This is a genomic window from Sphingobacterium endophyticum (genome assembly GCF_009733535.1).
Lineage (GTDB): Bacteria > Bacteroidota > Bacteroidia > Sphingobacteriales > Sphingobacteriaceae > Sphingobacterium > Sphingobacterium endophyticum.
In genome coordinates this window covers 1-19,421 of the sequence record NZ_SMMI01000024.1, presented here as the reverse complement: position 1 = coordinate 19,421, position 19,421 = coordinate 1, and the positions used below count along the sequence as shown (strand labels likewise).

16 protein-coding genes and 2 tRNA genes are annotated in these 19,421 nt (G+C 36.5%); 8 read left to right on the top strand and 10 right to left on the bottom strand.

Features of this window, described 5'->3' with window-relative positions:
- From tpiA to E0Y80_RS19200, 3 genes are all read right to left on the bottom strand, one after another.
- Window positions 1-768, bottom strand: a complete 768-nt coding sequence (tpiA, locus tag E0Y80_RS19210; protein ID WP_156309279.1) for a triose-phosphate isomerase — start codon at window positions 766-768, stop codon at window positions 1-3.
- Between the two features lie 19 nt (window positions 769-787).
- Window positions 788-1,993 (bottom strand): putative sugar nucleotidyl transferase, encoded by a 1,206-nt coding sequence (locus tag E0Y80_RS19205; RefSeq protein WP_156309278.1) that lies wholly within the window; start codon window positions 1,991-1,993, stop codon window positions 788-790.
- A 75-nt stretch (window positions 1,994-2,068) separates the two neighbouring features.
- Window positions 2,069-2,317 (bottom strand): type B 50S ribosomal protein L31, encoded by a 249-nt coding sequence (locus E0Y80_RS19200; protein ID WP_099371521.1) that lies wholly within the window; start codon window positions 2,315-2,317, stop codon window positions 2,069-2,071.
- Between the two features lie 269 nt (window positions 2,318-2,586).
- Between E0Y80_RS19200 and lysS the strand changes: the two genes are divergently transcribed.
- Both lysS and E0Y80_RS19190 read left to right on the top strand, forming a co-directional pair.
- Complete coding sequence (gene lysS, locus E0Y80_RS19195; RefSeq protein WP_156309277.1) at window positions 2,587-4,305, top strand: lysine--tRNA ligase; 1,719 nt, start codon at window positions 2,587-2,589, stop codon at window positions 4,303-4,305.
- A gap of 155 nt (window positions 4,306-4,460) precedes the next feature.
- The gene (locus E0Y80_RS19190) at window positions 4,461-4,859 is read left to right on the top strand and encodes a hypothetical protein (RefSeq protein ID WP_156309276.1); all 399 of its coding nucleotides are present in this window, start codon (window positions 4,461-4,463) and stop codon (window positions 4,857-4,859) included.
- 40 nt (window positions 4,860-4,899) lie between these two features.
- On the opposite strand, the gene E0Y80_RS19185 is transcribed toward E0Y80_RS19190, so the two are convergent.
- Entirely contained in the window at window positions 4,900-7,761 is a 2,862-nt protein-coding gene (locus E0Y80_RS19185; protein WP_156309275.1) for a M16 family metallopeptidase, read from the bottom strand.
- A 123-nt stretch (window positions 7,762-7,884) separates the two neighbouring features.
- Here E0Y80_RS19185 and xerD point away from each other — a divergent pair, with 123 nt between their 5' ends.
- The 5 genes from xerD to E0Y80_RS19160 all read left to right on the top strand — a co-directional run bounded on the left by xerD (window position 7,885) and on the right by E0Y80_RS19160 (window position 12,337).
- Window positions 7,885-8,778, top strand: a complete 894-nt coding sequence (gene xerD, locus E0Y80_RS19180; protein WP_156309274.1) for a site-specific tyrosine recombinase XerD — start codon at window positions 7,885-7,887, stop codon at window positions 8,776-8,778.
- 56 nt (window positions 8,779-8,834) lie between these two features.
- Window positions 8,835-9,185, top strand: coding sequence for a hypothetical protein (locus E0Y80_RS19175; protein WP_156309273.1), 351 nt, complete (start codon window positions 8,835-8,837; stop codon window positions 9,183-9,185).
- 35 nt (window positions 9,186-9,220) lie between these two features.
- Window positions 9,221-11,530 (top strand): TonB-dependent receptor, encoded by a 2,310-nt coding sequence (locus E0Y80_RS19170; RefSeq protein WP_156309272.1) that lies wholly within the window; start codon window positions 9,221-9,223, stop codon window positions 11,528-11,530.
- A 12-nt stretch (window positions 11,531-11,542) separates the two neighbouring features.
- Window positions 11,543-12,175: a hypothetical protein gene (locus tag E0Y80_RS19165; protein WP_156309271.1), complete on the top strand. Its 633-nt coding sequence runs from the start codon at window positions 11,543-11,545 to the stop codon at window positions 12,173-12,175.
- A gap of 90 nt (window positions 12,176-12,265) precedes the next feature.
- A tRNA-Arg gene (locus E0Y80_RS19160) sits at window positions 12,266-12,337 on the top strand.
- A gap of 195 nt (window positions 12,338-12,532) precedes the next feature.
- Here the strand turns inward: E0Y80_RS19160 and rpsU are convergent.
- Window positions 12,533-12,724, bottom strand: a complete 192-nt coding sequence (gene rpsU / locus E0Y80_RS19155; RefSeq protein ID WP_156309270.1) for a 30S ribosomal protein S21 — start codon at window positions 12,722-12,724, stop codon at window positions 12,533-12,535.
- An 81-nt stretch (window positions 12,725-12,805) separates the two neighbouring features.
- The gene (locus E0Y80_RS19150; protein ID WP_156309269.1) at window positions 12,806-13,438 is read right to left on the bottom strand and encodes an HAD family hydrolase; all 633 of its coding nucleotides are present in this window, start codon (window positions 13,436-13,438) and stop codon (window positions 12,806-12,808) included.
- Between the two features lie 85 nt (window positions 13,439-13,523).
- On the opposite strand from E0Y80_RS19150, the gene E0Y80_RS19145 reads away from it, so the two are divergent.
- A tRNA-Ile gene (locus E0Y80_RS19145) sits at window positions 13,524-13,597 on the top strand.
- Window positions 13,598-13,819: 222 nt separating this feature from the next.
- Here E0Y80_RS19145 and E0Y80_RS19140 read toward each other — a convergent pair.
- The 4 genes from E0Y80_RS19140 to E0Y80_RS19125 form a co-directional block, all read right to left on the bottom strand.
- Complete coding sequence (locus tag E0Y80_RS19140; RefSeq protein WP_156309268.1) at window positions 13,820-15,157, bottom strand: TlpA family protein disulfide reductase; 1,338 nt, start codon at window positions 15,155-15,157, stop codon at window positions 13,820-13,822.
- Between the two features lie 865 nt (window positions 15,158-16,022).
- Window positions 16,023-16,631 carry an RloB domain-containing protein gene (locus E0Y80_RS19135; RefSeq protein ID WP_156309267.1) on the bottom strand — a complete coding sequence of 203 codons (609 nt, stop codon included), beginning with the start codon at window positions 16,629-16,631 and terminating at the stop codon, window positions 16,023-16,025.
- A gap of 1 nt (window position 16,632) precedes the next feature.
- A complete protein-coding gene (locus E0Y80_RS19130) occupies window positions 16,633-17,982 on the bottom strand; it encodes an AAA family ATPase (RefSeq protein ID WP_156309266.1) in 1,350 nt (449 codons plus the stop codon).
- Window positions 17,983-18,487: 505 nt separating this feature from the next.
- Window positions 18,488-19,090: a master DNA invertase Mpi family serine-type recombinase gene (locus tag E0Y80_RS19125; protein WP_156309265.1), complete on the bottom strand. Its 603-nt coding sequence runs from the start codon at window positions 19,088-19,090 to the stop codon at window positions 18,488-18,490.
- Window positions 19,091-19,421 lie beyond the last annotated feature (331 nt).

The following is a 19,421-nucleotide window of genomic DNA, read 5'->3' as shown; positions in this document are numbered from 1 at the left end:
TTATGCGTTAAAAACATTAATAATTTGCAAGAAATCTCGCGATTTTAAAGATGCTCCACCAATTAATCCACCATCAATGTCTGGTTGTGAAAATAAGCTTTGGGCATTCGAAGGATTTGCACTTCCTCCGTATAAAATACTAGTGTTATCCGCAATTTCTTGTCCATATTGCTCAGCTAAGGTTTTACGGATAAAGGCATGAACTTCCTGCGCTTGCTCTGGTGTTGCAGTCAACCCAGTTCCTATTGCCCATACCGGCTCATAAGCTAAAACAACATTCTTAAATGCTTCAGCATCTAAATGAAACAATCCTTTACTTAATTGGGTTTTAATAATATCAAAGTACGATCCTGATTCTCGCTCATCTTTCGTCTCACCAATGCAAAAAATAGGCTTTAAATCATGTTTTAATGCCGCATTTACCTTCTCAGCTAATAATTCATCAGTCTCATTAAAATATGCACGACGCTCTGAGTGACCTAAAATTACATAGGCAGCTCCTGTTGATTTAACCTGTGAAGCCGAAATCTCACCAGTATAAGCTCCTGACTCATGCTCATTTATCGTTTGAGCACCAATCGAAACATTTCCTGTACCGGAACTTAATTTTGAAATCGCTGCTAAATGGATAAATGGACTGCAAACTACAACTTCTTGATTCCCGATTACCTCATCTTTTACCATGTTTACAATTTCTGAAAATAAGCTGATTCCTTGCTCATAATCCATGTTCATTTTCCAGTTTCCAGCTACAATATTTTTACGCATAGTTTTTATTTTTATATGTTTAAGATTGATTTTTCCCATGTAAATATTTGACGTCTTCAAATATATGCTTAAATATAGATATGTTTTTTTCAAGCATCTCAAGACCTGAACCCTCGGCTCTCCGCTCCATCATCTCAATAAATTTTTCAAATGTATATGTCGCATTCTCATCATCAGTCATCCAACTGAAATCAGGCACAAATTTGGGAATAAATTTTGAAATTGCAACCTGTGATCCTACTCCAATAACTGAACCTGTTGTAAATGAAGAATTGATTCCGCACATAGCATAATCACCCATAAATAATCCACATTTCAATACATCTGTCTCTCGATAGCTAAGATCCTCATAATCAAACAACCTCACAACTTTCCAATTGTTTTTCAAATTTGAATTTGATGACCCAGCTCCTATGTTACACCCTTCTCCTAATACAGAGCAACCTAAATATCCCTCATGTCCCTTCGCACTATTTCCCCAAATAACCGTATTGTTTATTTCCCCACAAATCGTACTTCCTGGTCCTATGGTAGTATTTGGATAAATCCTAGCACCAGTTTTTACCCTAGCATTAGAACCTATAGATACATATCCTTTAATATAACTTCCTTCCTCCACCTTAGCATCCTTGCCAATGTAAATTGGCCCCTCCAAACTGTTCAAACTAGCACCTTCTACCATAGCTCCTTCTTCAATAAATATCCAAGAACCATAAACCTGATTGCTCGAACTAATAGTCGATGACTGGCGACCTCTCGTCAATAAATTGAAATCAAATATCAACTGGGATTTATTCTGGATAAAGATATCTTCTAAAAAATTTAAATAGCTGATTTCACAGGATGTTCTAACAGTATGGAAATTTAAATGGATCTGATCCAGGTCAACTTCTAAGGTATCCGATTTAATTGCTATCCAGGAATGATTATCTAATAACACTTCTCCTAAGGATAGTGATTTTAATTCTGAAATCAATTCCAAAGAAGGTAAAACATTAGCTCGTATGATCAAATATTCAGAATGTTCAAAATTAGATTCATCAGTGAATTTTTCCCTTAAATAATCCGCAGTATCATAGGTAACGGGACATTGAAATATGTGCTTCCACTTCTCGTTAATTGTACATATTCCAATTCTGATATTCCCGACTGGACGAGTTGCGGCAAGAGGAAAAAGACGCTTTCGCCAATGTGCATTATCAGATAAAACTATGGTTAGCGACATAAAATAAAATTACATAAAAAATCCCGACAAATAAATTTTATCGGGATATTAACAATTTCTTTATAGTAAAGAATATTACTTTTTGTTGTAACGGCTACGGAATTTATCAATACGTCCGGCTGTATCAACCAATTTCATTTTACCTGTGTAGAATGGGTGTGATGTATGAGAAATCTCTAACTTTACCAATGGGTACTCGTTACCATCTTCCCAAGTAATAGTTTCTTTCGTATCAACACAAGATTTAGTAACGAAAGAATAGTCATTTGACATATCTTTGAATACAACTAATCTGTAGTTTGATGGATGCAAATCTTTTTTCATTTTATCTTATGATTACTATATAATTCAACAATTGAGGTGCAAAGATAACTTATTTTTCATTCAAATACAAAAAACAACGATAAATTCATTTCCACACCTGTGAATAAGTTTTACTTGACTGTTATTCAGCTAATACTTGTCCAAAGAAATTCTTCGGTAGATCAACAAAAGTAAACAAATCCTATCAAATAAACGCCTTTTTTCTGTATTCACATCATTAAATAGTTCTAATTTCATACTTTTGCATCACATTATAAGTTGTACGAAAAATGAGCATCGGATTATCTGAACAAGAACAACAAAGAAGGCTAAATCTGAAAGCCTTAATCGACCTAGGCATTGACCCCTTCCCTGCTGAAGAATTTAAGGTTAATGCAACGGCTGAAGATATTTTAGAAAACTACGAAAGAGATAAAATAAATTATAAGAACATCAGTTTCGCAGGACGTATCATGAGCCGCCGGGTGATGGGAAGCGCTTCTTTCCTTGAATTGCAAGACTCTACTGGACGTATCCAGGCCTATGTAAAACGTGATGATATTTGTCCTACAGAAGATAAGACCTTATATAATACGGTATTTAAAAAACTATTGGATATAGGTGATATTATCGGAATTACCGGCTTTGTTTTTACAACTCAAACTGGTGAAATCAGTATTCATGTCCAAACGCTAAAAATCCTTACTAAAGCGTTAAGACCTCTACCTATCGTTAAAGAGGCCGATGGTAAAACATTTGACGCATTTACTGATCCTGAACAACGCTACAGAATGCGTTATGTCGATCTTATCGTTAATTCCCAAAACAAAGACATCTTTGTAAAGCGTACTGCGTTATACAACGCAATGCGTGAATACTTTAATAACGCTGGATATATGGAAGTGGAAACTCCTATCCTTCAGGCTATCCCTGGTGGTGCGGCTGCACGTCCGTTTATTACGCATCACAATGCTTTGGATATCCCTTTGTACTTAAGGATTGCCAACGAACTATATCTAAAAAGATTGATCGTCGGTGGATTCGATGGAGTATATGAATTTTCAAAAAACTTCAGAAACGAAGGAATGGACAGAACCCATAATCCAGAATTTACGGCAATGGAAATCTACGTTGCTTATAAAGATTATAACTGGATGATGGAATTTACAGAAAATCTTTTGGAACATTGTGCTATTGCAGTTAATGGAACAACAAATGCAACTTTTGCTGAGCATCAGGTTGACTTTAAGGCTCCTTATCCTCGCATAAGCATGACAGATGCTATCAAACAGTTTACAGGGTTTGATATTACTGGAAAATCTGAAGATGAAATCCGTCAGGCCGCTAAAGGAATGGGAATCCCTGTGAATGAAACAATGGGTAAAGGAAAACTTATTGATGAAATTTTCGGGGAAAAATGTGAAGGAAACTTTATCCAACCCACTTTCATTACTGACTATCCTATTGAGATGTCTCCTTTGACAAAAAAACATAGAGATCACCCAGAATTAACAGAACGTTTTGAGTTAATGGTTTGTGGTAAAGAAATAGCTAATGCTTATTCTGAATTAAATGACCCTATCGATCAAAGAGAGCGTTTTGAACATCAGTTAAAGCTTTCTGAAAAAGGTGATGATGAAGCGATGTTCATTGACCAAGACTTCTTACGTGCCTTGGAATATGGTATGCCTCCTACTTCAGGATTAGGAATTGGAATGGACAGATTAATTATGTTCTTGACGGACAACCCTTCTATCCAAGAAGTTCTTTTCTTCCCTCAGATGCGCCCTGAAAAAGTCGCAAAAGTAGCATCAATTACAGATTATACCGAACAAGGCATTCCTGAAGCTTGGGTTCCTGTTCTTCAAAAAATGGGCTTCACGACTATTGAATTGCTAAAGGAAGCTAATCCAAATAAAGTATTCAATGATTTAGGCGGAATGCGCAAAAAAATGAAATTAGAGGTTAGTATGCCTAGTAAAGAAGACGTTCTTTCTTGGTTCGAATAACCCTTTCATAATCATTAAAAAGCCGCATCTTATTTCAATGTAAGATGCGGCTTTTTTTATCTACTGCCTTTTCCATCTAAGACCCAATCTAAAACAGCAATATGAAAACATTTAACCCATTCTATCGTTTTTATTAAGAGCAAATAAAACTTTTGATGAAAAAATTTAATCAACTTCTGATCATACCATTCGTTATTGCCTGCGGAGCATCCCAACATACAAGTTCAAAACCTCCTAAGATCGTTGGAAATTGGCAATGGATGGAAACATCAGGTGGATTTGCAGGAATAACAAAAACTCCAGAATCTACCAATACCATCAAGCACCTTCAAATTACCACCGACAGCATATTTTATTATGAAAACGGGGAACTGACCAATTCCCAACCCTATCACCTTCAACTTGCCAAATCAATGCTCAGCAACAAAGAAGAATGGCAACTTAACGAAACCATTAGCAAAGTATTTATCAATAGAAAAGACAGCACCCTCGTTCTCTGGGAAGATTGTTACGACTGCTTCACCCACAAATACCTTAAAATGAACAGAAAATAATAAAAAAAAAATGCCCCAAAAAAAGGGGCATTTTTTTTTATTATTTCACCTGTCCATCCGGCAACAGTATAAATTTATAGAAATTCTCTTCTATCAAATATTTATTGGCCACTGCCTTAACCGATTCGATAGTTACTTTATCTAGATCTTCCAAATAACGTGTCACCTCGGTAGGATCAGTTTGATTTTGTACTGCTCCCAATATCTGACCAGCCCAGAAACCATTTTCTTTTAGGTTCAGTTCCAATTGACGCTTTTCTTCGATCTTGAATTTATCAATATCAACTTGTGATGGACCATTTGCTTTAATCTTCTTGATTTCATCTAAAGCTGAATTAATCAAAGATTGATATTTGTCTACACTCGTACTAAATACAATTGCAAAGGAATAGCGTTCTTTAGGAAATTTCGAACCATTGAACCCTGCTCTTGTACCATATACTCCACTTTCTTCTTCACGAAGACGCTCAAGTAATTTATTAGAAAGAATAGTTTCTAAGGCTGAAGTATTTAAATTCTCTTGCTCATTGTAGATATAATCACCATACAACGCTAATCGAACCGTTGCTTTCGCCTCTTTGCCCTTATTAACTACCTTTTCAATTCCTTTATTTTTCTCATATAAATTTAGATCCTTGCCTGCTTCCTTGCGACCTGTTGTTGGAAGGGCTGCTAAATATTCTTCCAAATATGGTTTAATTTCATCCTCCGTAAATGAACCAACAATTACAAAAGTAAAATCGGAAGCATCAGCAAACCTATCTTTATAAATTTCTAAAGCTTTGGCTTGATTTACGTTATCCAAATCTTTAAGTGAAAACGGTACTCGACGGATATTGTCTCCATATAGGGTCCTTTGAATTGCATCTCCATAAACAAAACTCGGATCGCTATCACGATTTGCCATCATATCCTTCTGCTTACTAATCACACTTTGAAAGATATCATCTTCAATTCTAGGTTCTGTGAAATACCCGTAAATCATCTCAAATGCAGTCTTTAAGCTTTCCTTATCTGTGGCACCTCTTAATCCTTCGGAACGTTCAGAAATATAAGGGCTGATGTTCACATCTTTTCCTGTTAAGCTTTTTTGCAACTCTACAGTGTTCAGTTGTCCTATTCCTGAACTGTTCACCAAATTTCCAGCAAAAGATGCTGACATATAATCTGCATCTGAATAAAGTGAAGTACCTCCTGGACTATAAGCATTGATCATTATCTGATCATTCTTGAATTTAGTTGGCTTCAATAGAACCTTAACACCATTACTTAAAACAAGCTCTTTTGTGTCTATTTTATCAATAGATTTTTCTGATTTGATGGTTCCTTTAACAGGTGTATTAGATAGCATAGGTAGGTCTGAAACCTTATCATCATAAGTTTTCAGGTCTTCTTTATCAACATCAGCAAACCAAGAATTAACCGCTCCTTCATCCGGAAGTTTATCCTTATCCGCTTCTGGGGCTAAAATCAACACATCCCTATTCGTGTCTACATAAAATTGTTTTCCAACGGCTTCAACTTCTTTCAAGGTCAATGTCGGCAACAATTGCTTCGTTATTAAGTATCTGTCTTCATTGCTCAATGCAGGACCTTCATTTAAGAAATTGTTTAAATAAGTATCCACATAACTATCTGATTTACGTTTATCCCTTTCAGTGTATGAAGTCTCATTACTTTTAGCGATTGATGAAATTGCTCTTTTAAATTCAGTCTCTGTAAATCCAAACTTCTGAAACCTGTCCATTTCCCGAACAACTGCTTTAAATCCTTCCTCAAATTGACCTGGTTTTGAAACAAAAAAGGCACCCATATTATCCAATCCACCAAGGAATCCTGAAATATCAACTCCTCCTTGAATAAATGGTGGATTTGCAGATTGTCCTAATTCACTAAATCTGGCATTGATCATTTGATTGAAGACATCTTTTAGAAGATCCTTGCGATAATCCTTTACAGTAACCACTTTTTCTTCCGGATGCTTCATAAAGATTTGTCCAACAGTGTACGGCATTTCCGGATCTGTAACCTTGATGAACTGGTTCTTATTTAACAGATCAACTTTATATTCTTTCCTTGGTTTTTTCGTTTTCGGAACTTGCATGTCTGAAAATAGACGCTTTACCTCAGCTTCCATTTGCTTGGGATCAATATCACCGACAATTATCAAGGACTGCAAATCAGGGCGATACCAGTCTTTATGGAAATCTCGAATTACTTGCGGATCAAAATTCATAATGATATCTTCCGTACCTATTGGGAGACGTTCTGAATAACGGGAACCATTTAACATGACCTTAATATACTGATCGCGCATACGCTGCTGTGCTCCACGTCCGCCGCGCATCTCTTCCATAATAATTCCACGCTCCTTGTTGATTTCTTCCGTATCCAACATAGCATCCTGTGCCCAATCACGCATGACCTGCAATCCATTCTTTAATAACTCTGGATCATCAGATGGTATAGGTAATTGGTAGACAGTTTCGTCGAAACTTGTATAGGCATTTAAATCAGAACCAAAACGAACTCCCGCTTTTTGTAAATAATCAATAAGATCATTCTTAGGAAAATGCTTCAGTCCATTAAAATTCATATGTTCCAAAAAGTGAGCTAAGCCTTTCTGATTTTCTTCTTCCAAAACAGAACCTACTTTTATCGCCAAATACATAGTAACTCGCTTCTCAGGCTCTGTATTTTTACGTATGTAATACTGAAATCCATTTGCTAACTTTCCTTTAACCACATCTTTGTCAAAGGGTAATTTCGCATCCCATTGCAGGGTGTCATTCATCAATACTACTTTTGCTTCTGAGTTTAAGGATGAGGGGACGTAGGCATTCGCCATCTCGGCCGTAAAAGGCAAGAGAAAGGCTAAAGCCAAGGGTTTTAAAATGTTCATAATCTCAAAAAATAATTTACTTGAATGGTTATATATTTATATTTTCGACCAATCTACAATAATTTATTTTAGCATTAAAAGAAATTATAAATTACGAATACTAGTTTTAGCTATATTTAACAGATGGATTGGGAACTTACCAAAAAGGATTTCAAAAGATACTTATTGTTAGAAAGAGGCTTAAGCGAAAATAGTATTTTGGCCTATCTAAATGATGTCCAAAAACTTCAAAGTTTTGCTGAATTAAAAGACTTGGAATTGAAACAATTCAAAACTACGGATATTCAGCAATTCCTTGTCTGGATCAATGAATTCTCCATCTCTGAATATACGCAAGCAAGACTTTTATCCGGCATCAAAACTTTCTTTGGATTCCTTCAAATCGAACATGGATTCTTAAATAACCCTGCCGAATTAATTGAGGCTCCCAGGCTTTCCCGAAAAATCCCATCGGTATTAAGCATCCTGGAAATTGATCAATTAATCGCCGCAATTGACCTATCCTCGCCCGAGGGCATGCGTAATAAAGCAATCTTAGAATTACTCTATGGATGTGGACTCCGTGTTTCAGAACTTTGTAATCTGAAAATTTCAAACCTATTCCTAGATGTTGAATTTATCAAAGTTGAGGGTAAGGGAAATAAAGAAAGATTAATCCCTATTGGGCAACAGGCAATAAAATTTCTCAAAATTTATCTCGAGGAAGTCCGTGTACAGCAAGTTATCAAATTTGGAAAAGAAGATTTTGTCTTTTTAAATAGAAGAGGCAATCCTCTCTCTAGAGTTATGATTTTCATTATCATTAAAGATTTGGCCACTAAAATTGGTTTAGAAAAAGAAATTAGCCCGCACACCTTCCGACATAGTTTTGCTTCACATTTAGTCGAAGGTGGAGCTGATCTTAGGGCTGTACAAGATATGCTTGGGCATGAAAGCATTACAACAACAGAAATCTACACCCATATTGACAAAGATTACTTACAAAGTATTATAACACAGTATCACCCCAGGTCTTAATGCAACTTTGTTTAATTTAATTTGCAACATCATTGCATTTGAATTATATTTGCATCGTGATTACAACGATTAGGCCATTAAAGCAATTAATTTCTACCATTTGGATAAGTGTTATCTTCCTTTCCATGGTATTAATTGTGCTCCACAGACATGATCACAATCACGATTCTCTTAAGGAATGTCAAACCCAGGACCATCATCACGCTAATTCTGATGATTGCCATTATTGTTTTTTGTTCTTTCAACAGGGAGTCGAATCAAACCCTACCTTTCATTGGGAATCTAGAGCGGCTGAATTTCAATTAAGTACAACATTCAATCTGAATGTTCTTGAATCACCTCATCTCAACACAAGATCCAATAAATTCCTTCGTGGTCCTCCATTGCTATCTACATCAAATACGTAGTATATAGCATTAAATACCATACATTCATAAATTACATGTTGAAATATGCATGGACTGTGATTTTCATTTTTGTTTTTAATTATGGGAATTCACAATCCTCTTCCAATCAATATATAAAAGGAATTGTTGTTGACGAACAATCCCAACCTATTCTCGGAGCGAATATTTTTGTCCACGAAATGGATTTTAATACCATTTCAGACAGTCATGGCCACTTTAAATTTAAAGCTGGCGTTGGACATCAACACCTAACTCTAAGAGTCTCTGCAATAGGATATGATACTTTTGAACAGCCCATTCACGCTGATCCGGATAGCGTATTAACAATTGTTTTAAAAACTTTCAGCGAAAAAATTGAAACGGTTTCTATTTCTGCACAAATCGAGGAACAGAAAACTGCTGTAAAAGCAAGATTAAGCAATGATCAAATTGAGGAGTCAAAAGGTAAGCTAGCTGCTGAAGTATTTGCTCAGCTTTCTGGAGTAAGCCTGTTGAATTCTGGACATTCTGTAGCAAAACCAGTCATTCATGGATTACATAGCAACAGAATCATTCTATTGAACAATGGTGTAAAGCAGGAAGGACAACAGTGGGGAATGGAACATGCTCCAGAGATCGACCCCTTCACAGCACAAGATTTTGAAGTTATTAAAGGTGCACAAGCCGTTCGCTATGGTGCTGATGCATTAGGGGGAGTTCTTATCGCCAAAAGTCAAATCTTAGATCCTAATGAATTAAGTGGTCGAGTCGACCTTATTGCACAGTCGAACGGAAGAGGTGCAACAGCAAACATTCAACTACAGGGTGGAATTGCAGCTATACCCCAAATGGCATGGAAAATCCAAGGTTCTGGTAAAAAACTTGGTGATAGCAAGACCGCTAACTATAATTTAGGAAATACAGGGGTTGAGGAATTGAATTTTTCTGGTTCATTGCAGTATCGCAAAAAGAATAATTTCTTCGAAGCTTATTACAGCAGGTTCTCAACCGAATTAGGTGTATTTTATGGCGCACATATCGGTACTATCGAAGATATATATGCAAGAATAGAAAATGGAGAGCCTTTTGAAAAATATAGTTTCAGCTACCAAATAAATGCTCCAAAACAAAAGGTTAGCCATCAATTAGGAAAACTCAGGTTTCAAAGCTCTCTTAAAAATAATTGGCAACTTGAAGCTCAATATTCCTTTCAAAACAACCATCGACAGGAATTCGATATGAGAAGAGCTGTTTCTGATGATGTTCCCATGTCTGATATGGTTCTTAACACCCAACAATTAGAGCTAATCTTAAAATCTGGCCAGAATACTTTAGGGTTGAATCTAGGAAATCAGGTGAACAATAATATCAGTGGAACAGGCACTACTCCAATTATTCCAAATTACGATAGTTACACTGCAGGTATTTTTGGAATCCACCAAATATCATTGGATAAATGGGTATTGGAAGCAGGATGGCGATATGATTTCCGTTATTTTGATGCTGCAGGTTATCGCTATAAATATATGGACAATCAATCTTCCGTTCCTCAGCAATACCTGTTGGAAGATTCGAGAAGTTTTCACAATATATCAGGCTCCCTAGGTGTAGCCCGCCGAATAAATACAAACTGGAATTATAAATCTAGTTTAGCCTTAGCATGGCGTGCTCCTACGGCAAACGAATTATATAGTGACGGTGTACACCATGCCGCTGCGATCTATGAAATAGGAAATCTTAATTTAAAAGCTGAACAAGGTTATAAATGGATCCATGCTATTGATTTCAACAATGATAGAGTCAAATTTACAGCTGATGTATATGGACAGATTATCCGCAATTACATTTATGCTGCCCCCAATCCTGATTCTGTTCGTCAAACAATTCGTGGAACTTTCCCAATTTTTAGCTATAGACAAGACAACGCCCTCTTTTATGGTGCCGATCTACAATTCAGCTGGAAGATAAGACAGGACATCCATTACAGCATACAAGCTAGTTTAGTACGTGCAGAAAATCTTAGTAAAAAGACTTACCTGCCTTATATTCCATCTGACAGGCTTCAAAATGCTATCCAATGGTATTATGCTGGTCAAAAGAGCGGATATATTAAAATTTCACATGAATTTGTAGCTAAACAAACTCGGTATGAAGAAGGCACAGACTACAGCACACCTCCTTCAGCATACAACTTATTTAATGCATATATTACGTATCCAATTCAATTAAAAAATCAAGAATTCAATCTTTCCATCTCGGCTGAAAACCTGTTCAATAAAAGCTATAAGGATTATATGGACCGGTTTAGGTATTATGCCCATCGACCTGGAAGGAACTTTATTTTATCCGTAAACTATAAATTTTAAAATCTTAACATCATGAAATCAAACATTATCATTCTTTTAATATTAGCAGCATCTTTCGCTTTTCAGTCTTGTTCTAAGGACGATCCTACACCGGAAATTGATCAAGAAGAAGTTAGCTCGGCATCACTGACTTTTACTGAAGTAAAAGCTGAAATTCATAATGACCATACGGACTATAAAGAAATCACAAATCCAGAAGTTGAAACAGTGGAATTCTCAGGAAAGGACTTTCTCCCTCCTGTTGGTGCTCACCTTCACTTGGAAGTTGGTAAATCCTATAGATTCAACTTAAAAGTTAAAGACTTCGCTGGTCGTGAAAGCCAACAAACATTTATCGAGCGTGCAGATCAACATTTTGCATTTATTCTTGGAGCTCCAGCAGGATCGCTTGCCGCTGAATATTCCGATAAAGCAGCGGATGGCAAATTAGCACATGTCGGTGTTTCTGGTTATATCACCGTGCTTAAAGAAGCTCCAAGCTTTACATTCCGCTATTTAATGAGACATCTAAATCCAGGTGTTAAAGCCAGCATTGACCCTAAGACAGATATCTTTAATACTGATTTCAATAAATTCGGTGGTGCGAATGACCTCGATCTAAAAGTAGAAATTCACTTAGTTTCCGATAGTCACGAAGGCCATTAGTAACAGATATTCCCTATAAATCAATAGCTTGCTAAATTCAGCAAGCTATTGTTATATAAAACCCATAAAAAGTATTATTTTTGGCAACCCGCCTCCGTAGTTCAATGGATAGAATGTTAGATTCCGGTTCTGATGATGTAGGTTCGATTCCTACCGGAGGTACAAAAAGCTCGTTATCTAACGGGCTTTTATATTTTTAGAAAATAAGGGTTTCCTAACTACTCTCACTCAAAATCTCTCTTAATATTTTCCATCTTGCCTTATTACTATTCAATAGCCAATAAAAAAAGGACCTTAAGGTCCAATTCTATTTTATTCTCACAAAAAAAGCTGCTCGAAAGCAGCTTTAAAATATCATTACGCGTTATCTTGATTCAAAGTTTGCTTATAAATAGCCTTCTTAACTTGGATACGACGAGCAACGGATTTTTTCTCATAAGCTTGACGTGAACGTAATTCTCTTAAAACGCCTGTCTTCTCGAATTTCTTCTTGAAACGTTTTAACGCTCTATCTAAAGATTCTCCTTCTTTTACATTAACAATAATCATAGCTTTTTTGTATACCTCCTTCCGTCGTAAAATTCTTGGTCTGCAAAGATACGTAAATCAAGAGTACGACACAAACTATATTTAATATAATTTTAGGTCGGCCACAATCTGGTCCAATGGACGTTCCTTACTGCACAGAACCGTCTGAATACCAAGCTTCTTCGCTCCTTCCAAATGCTGCGGACTATCATCAATAAATAATGACTCTTCAGGATTTAAGTTATTTTGATCCAAAACACGTTCGAATATTGCTGCATCTGGCTTTCTCAATCCTTCCAAATGGGAGTAATAGGTTCTTTCAAAGAAAACATCATTGCTTGGAACTCCATACTTTTCCTGAATATGTTTCATGCAATAATTGTAATGCAGTTCATTATTATTGCTACATAAAAATGTCCGATAGTTATCCTTTAATTTTAATAAAATTTCATGCTTTCCTTCCGGAACTCCAATCAATAATGAATTCCAGGCATGGTCAATTTGAGAATCTGTCAGGTCAAAACGGCTTGCTTTCTTACGAACCCCATCCCGAAATTCCGGTACGGTAATTTCACCCTTATCAAATGCATCAAACAAAACATCTTGTCCATGGTGACCAAAAAAATCATCCACATTGCTGATACCCAAATCAATAAACGATTGACGAACTTTTGGAAAGTCGATCATAAAAATTACATTCCCATAATCCAGAATAACATTTTTAACTTTTTGCATATAAAATTTTGTTTTCTCGTCTCAAATATCGATAATTGCATCGTCAAAAGGGGTATACATCACCTTTTTTAACACAAAAATAACCGCGCCTATAGCTCAGTCGGTTAGAGTAGAAGACTCATAATCTTTTGGTCCCTGGTTCGAGCCCAGGTGGGCGCACAAATTAAAAAAGTCGTTTTTCTTTTCAGAAAAACGACTTTTTTCGTTTCTAAGGGTAATTTCGGCCAGATGAGAAATAAAGGGATAGAATGTCTTCGTTCGCTGGAATTATATTTATAACTAAATCACTTCTTCCAATAAACTCATTGAGGATATGAGCTTTTCTATCGGTTCTCTTTTAGAAGTATTTATGAAGGTTTTTATCTTCATCAGTCCTTTTTATTACTTTTCACTGATTACAGATTCCAGCTCTTTGACCGCTTCCTCGAGCGAAGTGACGGATACACCTCTATAGAGGACATCTCCTTTCGGAGATATCAGGAAAGTAGCGGGGAAATACTGTATCTCGATTTCTTTGAGGAATATGGAACCGGTGCTTCCTGAATCCAGGAAGTATTGCGGCCAGGTCAATCCGTTTTCCTTAATTATTCTTTTAATCTTTTCGATGTTTTCAGGTTTGTCAATGGCCAGGCTAACGATCTGGACCTTTTCAGATGGAAACCTCTTGCTGACGGACAGTAGTTCTGGCAGTGCTGCAATACAGGGCCCGCACCAACTCGCCCATAGGTCCAGGATCAGGTAACGATTTCCGTCCGCAATGATGTCAGTCATCTTTTTCCCATTGGCAAGGTCGGTGAACGAACTTGAAGGTAACTTTTTGCCTATTTGACCATTCTCCTGAGGGGCATCCCTCAAATAGGTAAAGGTTATTAGATCCTTGATTCTGGTAGGAATTTTAAAGAGACCTGTTCCGATCCGTACCGGATCTCCAGTATCGGATGGATAGCTATAATTCGATGATTTTCCTTTAGGAGGCATTTCCTCTACCGCTAGGGAATATTCCTGGTCAAATGGATAGAGGTTATAAGTAGGGTCTGTTATCCTTATCCTATATGTCTTTCCCCTATAGTCCAGTTCACCTTCCTTATAGGAGATCTTCATCAGCTGTACTTCGCACAAATTTTTTACAGGATCTTTATCACTGATTCCCGGAATGCCCTTAAAGCCTTTTGGAGGTCTAACCACATTGAGTTCCATGGGAAGAACAGTATCCCGTAAACCTTTCCCGTCGAAATAGGAGATCTCACAGGTAATTGGGATGTAATCGGATTCAAATTTTTCATTATCAGGATTTTTTCTGAATGTATGCCATTTTTCATCCATGAGGTCACCGTCGTTGTTCTTATCGACAGCAACGTAAACCATGCTATCCTTTCCAATCCCTACAAATGCCAATATGTTGTTTTTCGGAATGCCGTCCTTATAAATAAATCTGGTATCCACCTTTTCACCGATTTCTGACAGGTATTCCAAACCGACTTTATCCACCGCTGATTGGTCTGAATTGAAGGCAAAACTGTATATCTCCCAAAGATCAAATCTGTCGGTGTCCAATTGACCTACCTCTTGCAACCCTTTAAAGGGATAACCTTTGATGATTGTTCTTCCGTTCTCGGGACCAATTTTCGGATGAAGTTGGACCTTGAACACCTGTCCGGAACATAAAGTCCAGGATATCATAATTATCAGGCAAGAGATCAAGTTAATCCTTATCCACATATTTCCAATATTTTAAGTTCAATTGTTAAGTACTGTAGTATTGCTTACCCCTCGATTTTGCTGCATAATATGTAGTGGTACCACTCTGTTGGCCATTTGCGTCCAGACTTTCCATACCTTGGTTATCCACGACCCTGCAGTCATTGAGACATTCTATCATTAATTTGCCCTTCAGTACTACAAATTACCTCTGTTTCCGGTTCAGTACATTTGACTGACTTTTTGGTAGAATTGGCTCCGCATTTACCTTAACAATTAATAATGTATTCATAATATGGATTACTTTCATTTGGAGCTGGGAAGTAATGATAAAAAATAACACAAGATGATACTTTTCTTCCTGTATTACTGGCCAAAAAGCCGTACATATTTTTGGTCTCAGAGCAATCCAGAATCTCTTCGTGAGAAAATCCAAGAATAATGTAGCTATCGATAAATGGTAAATCTAAATAAAGAGAAAATACCATAAAATAATTGATTATGCTTTGAATATAAGAAAGTTAATTCATCATTGCAAATTTATATCTCTCACTAGTGAGTTTTTTATAATACGAAAAGCTTATTTAGATGACGCATCTGTTCAATCCTACAATATCACGATACTCACTGATGTTTTGAGCTATTTATAGGAACCAAACCATTTTTTTAGAAACCTGTATTTGCTTACCGTCCATTTGGAAGAACAGACCTACCAATTGGGCATTTACAGGATGATTATCCAAATATCTTCTTTAAAAAAAGCCCGAATTCCGTAGTCATTCGAGCACCCTCACGCACCAGGTTTCAATCTCTTGTGAAGATCACTTTAGTTTGGTTGATGAATTATAAAAATAACTAAAATGCCTACCCATTGACTTTGAGATAATCAAATATTTTTGTCAAAATACCATTCAAAAAATTTGAACGTTTCGGCTCGTGGATACCTCTCACTATAGTCTTCACGTCTGTGCTCCAAATGTTTCGCATTAGGGATGGCTCTTTCAAGCAGTTCATCTTTATATTTTTCATAGAGTTTTGCTGCTGCCAGATAGCGTTCTACTTTGCAGTAGTTGGAAAGCTGGTCGTTTTTCTGGATTTCAACAACAACTTGATTACAGTTGCCAAAAAGTCTACCTGTTCTATTAAAATGCAATAATATCCATATTTCAAAGCAAGGATTGTTTTCCAAAACAATTACGCCAATATTTTCGGCCGCTTCTTTCGCCTCTCGATATTCGGCAGTTTTATTTTCGTCAATGATCTTGTCCATATCAATTAAGGCGTACACACGGTCATATCCTTCTTTTTTCAAAGAAATCGAACGGTCAAGCACACCCTTATAACTTCCGATCTTGCGGGGATAATCAGGAAAGATAGCAAGGTTCGCAGGCCTGTCAGTGTCCCGAACGTTTGCAAAATATATCCTTTCTGTCTTTCCATCTCCAACAAGCGCAACCGTACTCCTTGTCTGTTTCAGTTTAGGTTGTCTTGCCATGTTATTCTAATAAATATGGAGAGCCAAGATTTGGTTTAGCTCCTAATCTTCCAGATTTGTAGGCGTTGATAAGACTGGAGTCTTTTCTTAGAGTCGCTGTATCGAAGTCTGCTGCCGAGAATAGGGAAACTGATCCGTCACCTTGTTTTTCACTGAACCAGAGCGCATCTCGACGTATAAAGTCTGGATCCGCCATTAGCGATAGATTATGGGAAGTAATCAACAACTGTGATTTATTAGAGTTCATAAGAAAAACCTGCAGAAAATATTTCATCAGATCAGGGTGCAAAGATGTTTCCAGTTCATCGATACAGAGCAGATGAGCGTTATATATCAATTCGTACAAAGGTCCAGCAAAACCAAAAAAGCGTTTGGTACCACTGCTTTCTTTTTGTATGGATAATGGATAAGAATTGCCATCATCTGATTTATGCAGGAATTCTATACGCCGTTCACTCGGTCCTCCGTAAAATTTACTCGGTGTGGTCAGTGTACCTGTATTGGTTCTTAAAGATGTTTTGATAGAGTAACTACCCTGTTGTAAAATGGCATTCTTGAATTCGTGGTGAAAAGCATCGTCCAATTGCAACCCAATCTGGTCGCTCCAATCAGGAACAATCACACTGGATATTTGGCTATCAGCCTTATACATTAAATTATTGATCCATTCATTAATCTTTGGGTTTTTGTCGATTAACTCTGCCGTAACTTCTGTCAGGTTATGAGCCGAAGTGATCATGCCCAAAAGATATGAACTGAACCACCTGTTCAATTCTTCCAATTCAGGGATGTCAACATTCGTTTTGGCATAGGCACCTAACACCGTATTATTGTGAAGTGTGTTGCTCTCTAGTAGATCCTTCTCCCTAGCAGGAACTTTTATCCTTGATCCAAATTGGATTTTAGCCAAGCGTTTCTCAGGATCCGTCAACCTTGAAAAAATCTCTGTAGGACGATTTGTTTGATAAAATGATAATTTTTCATCCAATATGGATTCCTTGGTGAAGCGAAGGGAATAAACGTGGCGTACACCTTCTACGTAAAATGAAAGTTCAAAATAGGAAGTTTTCGTATAAGGATCTGCACAAAACAAAAATGGATCAAAAGAAAGTTCGCTGGATTTCTCATTTAGGGGATGCAACAGTATTTTGCGCAGGAAATCGAATGCTTTTAAAATGCTGGTTTTCCCAGAAGCATTAGCTCCATAGATATATGCAAGTTTAAGCAATCTCCTTCCATCGGGCGTCTTAATTTCATAAGAGTCCTCTTCGATGTTTTCGGCAATCTCGAAATTTATTTCAGCTTCATTATTGATGGGCCCAAAATTTCTAATTTTTAGATAATGTATCATTTTAAATTGCTTTTTTGAGAATTACTCTCAAATATAAATAATAAAAACTTGATTTTGCTATATTTGAATAAAGCAGGACGATACATTTAGAAGAGAGTCTCTTAAATATAATTAGTAATGTAATGAAGGAAGTTCTTCCTGAATTAAGCCAAGTTATGTGTAGAAATAGCAATTGCTTGCAAGAGGTTTCTCAGATAATGGAACTCTAATTCTTCAGATTGCATCAAAATATAGTGAGTGGGAAAGTGTTTGGTATCTTAATCCTAAGATGAACCCAACGAAAAATATTTTTATCACAATATAACGAAAGAAGGAGTTAGACCAATCCATTTTTAATACATAGCCCAAAACCTACCAGCGGTACAGTTGCCGGAAGACTCATAATCTTTTGGTCCCTTGTTCGAGCCCAGGCAGGTGCACGATAAAACCCAGTAAACTACTAGTTTACAGGGTTTTATTTTTTTTACCAGGAGATTATTTAGAGGGCAGTGATTGTAACCAAAAATCACAAAGCATCCGTATTATTCTTTACAAAGCTTGTCACGGTTAATCTATGAACTCCCAGAATTCGACCAATAGCACTATATGAAACATTTTTGTCTAACAACTCTTTTATCTTTTTTTCTTGACCTGTTAGCTTCGTTTTGGAAGACTTTCTTCCTACAGGCCTACCAAGTATAACCCCTTCCGCTTTCTTCCGAGCTAAGGCTTCTTTGGTACGTTGTGAAATTAAATTTCGTTCAATCTCAGCAGATAATCCAAATGCAAAAGCTAGGACTTTAGAGTTAATGTCACTACCTAGTCGATAATTATCTTTAATTGTCCATACTTGAATATCACGATTCATACATTCATTGAGGACGCCCATAATCATCAACAAATTACGTCCTAAACGAGATAATTCTGAGCAAATAAGTATATCATCTTTTTTCATCTTTTTTAATAACTTTCCTAACTTTCTATCATCAACCTGTTTAGAACCTGATATGGTTTCTTCAATCCAGCGATTAACTATAATATCTTGCTTTTTACAGAAATGGTTAATCTCAAAACGTTGATTTTCTACTGTCTGCTTGTCAGTACTTACTCGAATATATCCGTATATCATCTTGTATAAATTTTTATATAAAAATGATATAAAAATATACACATTATGGCGAGAATAAATATAGACATATAATATAACTAGAAAATGAGTGCATTTATTTTGAACAAATTGCTCACCAAATAGGTTTTAAGATCAGCGAAAGTTGGATTGTACTTTCTCATATTGAAAAACAAATTAAGGAGAACATCGAAGCAATTGGCACACCTCTTAAAGAATGGAATATAAATCTCAATTATGGAATTAAAACCGGTTTTAATGAATCATTCATCATCACTGGTGAGAAGAAGAAAAGAATTAAAGAAGACCCAAAAAGTGCCGAAATTATACGACC